This is a genomic window from Phytoactinopolyspora endophytica (genome assembly GCF_004138495.1).
Lineage (GTDB): Bacteria > Actinomycetota > Actinomycetes > Jiangellales > Jiangellaceae > Phytoactinopolyspora > Phytoactinopolyspora endophytica.
Genome location: NZ_ML142863.1, coordinates 120,524 through 124,378, shown reverse-complemented (window position 1 = coordinate 124,378; position 3,855 = coordinate 120,524). Strand labels below are relative to the sequence as shown.

Sequence of the window (3,855 nt, the reverse complement as noted above, 5' to 3'; positions counted from 1 at the left end):
CGGTGCGCCGTCGGCCGGGCGAGACCTGTCGCCGCGACGAGGTTGGCCAGCGTCGCCGGGCCGGCCTCAAGTGCTGATAACACTAGGGCGGCCTTGTCAAGGACGCCAACTCCGCTAGAGTTGTCCATGACTCGATATTGCCATCTCAGCATGCGAGATTTCAAGTCTCGGCCGGCTGATGCGCTCGGAGTCGCACACGAACAGATCATGACACCAAGGAGACGGCAATGGGGAAGACCCTGGCTGAGAAAGTATGGGATGCGCACATCGTGCGTCACGCCGAGGGCGAGCCGGACCTTCTCTACATTGACCTCCACCTCGTGCACGAGGTCACCAGCCCGCAGGCGTTTGAAGGGTTGCGGCTGGCCGGCCGGAAGGTTCGCCGCCCGGACCTGACGATCGCCACCGAGGACCACAACACCCCGACGGTCGACATCGACCAGCCGATCGCCGACCTCACCAGCCGGACACAGATCGAGACCCTGCGGCGCAACTGCGAGGAGTTCGGCGTCCGGCTGCACCCCCTCGGGGACACGGAACAGGGCATCGTCCACGTCGTCGGCCCTCAGCTCGGCCTGACTCAGCCGGGCCTGACCGTCGTCTGCGGCGACTCACACACGTCGACGCATGGCGCCTTCGGTGCGCTGGCGTTCGGTATCGGTACGTCCGAGGTCGAGCACGTCCTCGCCACGCAGACACTGCCGCTGCGCCCGTTCAAGACGATGGCGATCAACGTCGACGGTGAGCTCAGGCCCGGCAGCACCGCCAAGGACATCATCCTGGCCGTGATCGCCAAGATCGGCACCGGCGGCGGCCAGGGTTACGTTCTGGAGTACCGGGGCGAGGCCATCCGGGCGTTGTCGATGGAAGCGCGGATGACCATCTGCAACATGTCCATCGAGGCGGGCGCGCGCGCCGGGATGATCGCTCCGGACGAGACCACGTTTGCCTACATCAACGGTCGCCCGAACGCGCCGCAAGGCAAGGAGTGGGACGCCGCGCTGGAGTACTGGAAGACGCTGCGCACCGACGACGACGCCGAGTTCGACGCCGAGGTCAGCATCGACGCGAGCGAGCTGGAACCGTTCGTGACGTGGGGCACCAACCCAGGCCAGGGTCTGCCCCTGTCCAGTACGGTGCCGGATCCGGAGAGCTTCACCGACGAGGGTGCACGGGTGGCCGCCGAACGAGCGCTGAAGTACATGGCGCTCACCCCCGGTACGCCGCTGCGCGAGATCGCCGTCGACACGGTGTTCATCGGATCGTGTACGAACGGCCGGATCGAGGACCTGCGCGCAGCCGCTGCGGTGGTCAGAGGCCGGCGCAAGGCCGAGAACGTCCGGGTGCTGGTTGTTCCGGGCTCCCACCGGGTGCGTATGCAGGCGGAGAAAGAGGGACTGGACACGATCTTCACCGAGTTCGGAGCCGAGTGGCGGCACGCCGGGTGTTCGATGTGCCTGGGGATGAACCCGGACCAGCTTGCGCCGGGGGAGCGGAGCGCATCGACATCGAACCGGAACTTCGAGGGCCGCCAGGGCAAGGGCGGGCGCACCCATCTGGTCAGCCCGCTCGTCGCGGCGGCGACAGGCGTGCGAGGCACGCTGTCGTCGCCAGCCGATCTCGACTTGGCCGCCAACTGACCGTCCCCATGATCATCAACGATCAGCCCGGTGATCGTGAGGCCAACGGTTGATGATCATGGGATGTGCGAACGAATAGAGGAAACATGGAGAAAATCATCCGGCACACCGGCGTTGGCGTGCCGCTGCGCCGCAGTAACGTCGACACCGACCAGATCATCCCGGCCGTCTACCTCAAGCGGGTCACACGGACCGGTTTCGAGGACGCGCTGTTCGCCGCCTGGCGTGGTGACGAGACATTCATCCTCAACCAGCCGGCCTACCGCTCTGGATCGGTCCTGGTCGCCGGCTCGGACTTCGGTACCGGTTCTTCCCGGGAGCACGCGGTATGGGCGCTGAAGGACTATGGGTTCAAGGTGATCCTGTCCTCGCGTTTCGCGGACATCTTCCGCGGCAACTCCGGCAAACAGGGGCTGCTGACCGGACAGCTGTCGCAAGACGATATCGAGCTGATCTGGGAAGTCCTGGAGAACCAACCGGGGACCGAGGTGACGGTCGACCTCGAGCAGCGTGAGGTCCGTTGCGCGGACATCGTCGCTGGCATGGAGGTCGACGACTACACGCGCTGGCGCCTTATGGAAGGCCTCGACGACATCGGGCTGACCTACCGGCACATCGACGCCATCGACGACTACGAGGCCAGCCGACCGTCGCACAAGCCGCGGACGCTCGCCTGATCGCTGCCCGGCGGCGGCCCACCCACGTCTGATCATGCAGTCAACGCCTCAGTCATGAGGCGGCGACGTCCGGTCCCGCCAGGCCCCTGGTGGGTCGGCGGGAAACATGCCACTCTCGGCAATATCTGCGCGTCGGCGTTGCGCGGGCGTAGATTAACGCAAGAGGCTAGCGTTGGTACCAACGTCCCGGAGCCGAGATCAAGACTGTGAATGTGAGGAGCGACGGTGGGAAAGAAGAAGCTGATCGACCGGATCGCTGAGCGGTTCGACGGGAACCGCGAGGTGGCCCAGCACGCTCTGGATGCGGTCGTCGATTCGATCACCAAGTCCCTCGCAGCCGGTGAGAAGGTCGCCATCAAAAGGTTCGGCGTCTTCACGCAGAGCACTGAGAAGACCGGGAAGAAGTCCAAGAAGAAGGTCGTTCCTACCTTCGATCCGACGGACGAGCTCCGGGACGTCGTCGCCGGGGTGAAGAAGGCCCGCAAGCGGGCGGTCAAGTCGCTGTCCCTGGTTCCGGCACAGGCGGCTCAGGTGGCGGAGTCGGCGACCCGGGCGGCGTCGTCGGCTGCCCGAGCCGCAGCCGACGCGGTCAGGATGGCGTCGGAGGAGACGGCTGCAGCTGAGCCTTCTCAGGAGACCACACCTGCGGCGAAGAAGACTCCGGCTAAGAAGACGGCTGCCAAGAGCGCTCCGGCTAAGAAGACGGCTGCTAAGAAGTCTGCAGCCAAGAGCGCCCCGGCGAAGAAGACTGCAGCCAAGTCCACGCCGGCCACGAAGGCGACGCCGGCCAAGAAGTCTGCAGCCAAGACGACGCCTGCAAAGAAGACCGCTCCGGCCAAGAAGGCGCCGGAGAAGTCCACGACGGCGAAGAAGACCGCGGCGAAGAAGACGACGACTCCCTCCACGGCATCGAGGACGGAACCAGCCAAGAAGACTGCTCCGGCAAAGAAGACCGCGGCCAAGTCTGCTCCGGCCAAGAAGACTGCACCTGCGAAGAAGACGCCCGCCGCGCCGTCCGATAGCTCGAGCGGTGCGTCCACGGCAGACGGCAACTGACGAGGCCTGCGGCGTCAGACGGCGCCGCTTACGTATCGGCAAGTCGCGCCTGGGCGCCTAGCGTTGGATGCCACCAGCAACGTGGAAGCTTGGTGTCGTGATGACGGCGATGTGGAAGCATGGTGCTCCCAGCCGGTGCTGGGATGACGAGTCAGAACGCGGCGTCGAGCTGAACGATGACGGACTCCGTGCGAGGCCCGAGACCGATCCGCATGGCGTCCCAGAGGTCCACGGCGGTGTCGATGTCCCGGCGGACCGAGACGACGCCTGGCACCTCCAGCTCGGTCGCGCCTGACGCCCGATGGGCGGCACGCGAGCGGCCGCCGAACCGCGGATCGAACGGAGCTCCGGGCACGGACGCGTACAGGGTGGTGCCTATGCCGGCCGCATCGGCCAGGAACGACGTCTGGTGGCGCGCGGCAGCGGCCAGCACATGTTCCAGCTCGTATGGGCGCAGCGCGGGCAGATCCGCGGACAGGGAG

4 protein-coding genes and 1 pseudogene are annotated in these 3,855 nt (G+C 66.1%); 3 read left to right on the top strand and 2 right to left on the bottom strand.

Features of this window, described 5'->3' with window-relative positions; genetic code table 11:
- The coding region (locus ELR45_RS41440; RefSeq protein ID WP_240760123.1) for a helix-turn-helix domain-containing protein at positions 1-128 on the bottom strand (128 nt) is incomplete at its 3' end.
- Positions 129-227: 99 nt separating this feature from the next.
- Between ELR45_RS41440 and leuC the strand changes: the two genes are divergently transcribed.
- The 3 genes from leuC (at position 228) to ELR45_RS24820 (ending at position 3,373) form a co-directional block, all read left to right on the top strand.
- On the top strand, positions 228-1,640 hold the full coding sequence (gene leuC, locus ELR45_RS24830; RefSeq protein WP_129668731.1) for a 3-isopropylmalate dehydratase large subunit: 1,413 nt from the start codon (positions 228-230) through the stop codon (positions 1,638-1,640).
- An 86-nt stretch (positions 1,641-1,726) separates the two neighbouring features.
- Positions 1,727-2,317, top strand: a complete 591-nt coding sequence (gene leuD, locus ELR45_RS24825) for a 3-isopropylmalate dehydratase small subunit (RefSeq protein ID WP_129668730.1) — start codon at positions 1,727-1,729, stop codon at positions 2,315-2,317.
- 225 nt (positions 2,318-2,542) lie between these two features.
- Positions 2,543-3,373, top strand: a complete 831-nt coding sequence (locus ELR45_RS24820) for a histone H1-like repetitive region-containing protein (RefSeq protein WP_129668729.1) — start codon at positions 2,543-2,545, stop codon at positions 3,371-3,373.
- Between the two features lie 151 nt (positions 3,374-3,524).
- Here the strand turns inward: ELR45_RS24820 and ELR45_RS41435 are convergent.
- Positions 3,525-3,855: pseudogene (locus ELR45_RS41435) on the bottom strand (2-phospho-L-lactate guanylyltransferase); the annotation flags it as partial.

Excerpts from the sequence above, each read along its gene's own strand:
- leuD (WP_129668730.1), top strand. The coding sequence starts at position 1,727 with ATGGAGAAAATCATCCGGCACACCGGCGTTGGCGTGCCGCTGCGCCGC.
- leuC (WP_129668731.1), top strand. The coding sequence starts at position 228 with ATGGGGAAGACCCTGGCTGAGAAAGTATGGGATGCGCACATCGTGCGT.